The organism is Brucella oryzae (assembly GCF_041929965.1).
Taxonomy (GTDB): Bacteria; Pseudomonadota; Alphaproteobacteria; order Rhizobiales; family Rhizobiaceae; genus Brucella; species Brucella oryzae.
This window is the reverse complement of sequence record NZ_JBHEEO010000071.1, coordinates 1-816: the sequence shown is the minus strand read 5'-3', so window position 1 is coordinate 816 and position 816 is coordinate 1. Positions and strand designations below refer to the sequence as shown.

Genomic DNA, 816 nt, shown 5'->3' with positions numbered 1-816 from the left:
CGCCGTTGAATTGGCCTCAAGGCCGGCCAGCTTTTGGCGCGCGAGGGTCAACACCGCTTTGGGCACGCCAGCCAGTGCGGCCACCGCTAAGCCATAACTTTTGCTCGCCGCCCCCTCTTGCACACTGTGCATAAAGGCGATGGTGTTGTCGTGCTCGAGGGCGTCTAAATGCACGTTAAACACGCCTTTAAACTGCTCTGGCAGCACGGTGAGCTCAAAATAGTGGGTGGCGAATAAGGTCAGCGACCGCACTTTTTGTGCCAGCCACTGAGCACTCGCCCACGCCAGCGCCAGCCCGTCGTAAGTGGAGGTGCCACGGCCAATTTCGTCAATCAACACCAAACTGTGCTTGCTCGCTTGGTGCAAAATGGTCGCCATTTCACTCATCTCCACCATAAAGGTTGAGCGGCCTGAGGCGAGATCGTCCGAGGCGCCAATGCGGGTGAAAATGCGATCAATCGGCCCAATCACCGCACGGGTGGCTGGCACAAAGCTGCCGATGTGCGCCAGCAGCACGATCAACGCCGTTTGGCGCATATAGGTGCTTTTGCCGCCCATGTTGGGGCCGGTGACAATCAAAAAGTGGCGAGTTTCGTCAAGCACCAACGGGTTGGCGATAAACGGCCCGCTCATCACCTGCTCCACCACCGGGTGGCGGCCTTGTTCGATATGCACAATGCGCTGATCACTAAAGTGCGGTACGCGGTAATCCAGCGCTTGCGCACGCTCAGCAAGATTGGCCAACACATCGAGGCGAGCAAGTGTGGCGGCGCATTGCTGTAGCGCGCCCAAGTGCGGTAACAGCACGTCAAAAAG

At 58.3% G+C, this 816-nt stretch carries 1 protein-coding gene; it reads right to left on the bottom strand.

The window, feature by feature from the left end; all coding sequences use genetic code 11:
• On the bottom strand, positions 1-816 hold an 816-nt coding region (locus JNC70_RS22775; protein ID WP_445433029.1), incomplete at both ends, for a MutS-related protein.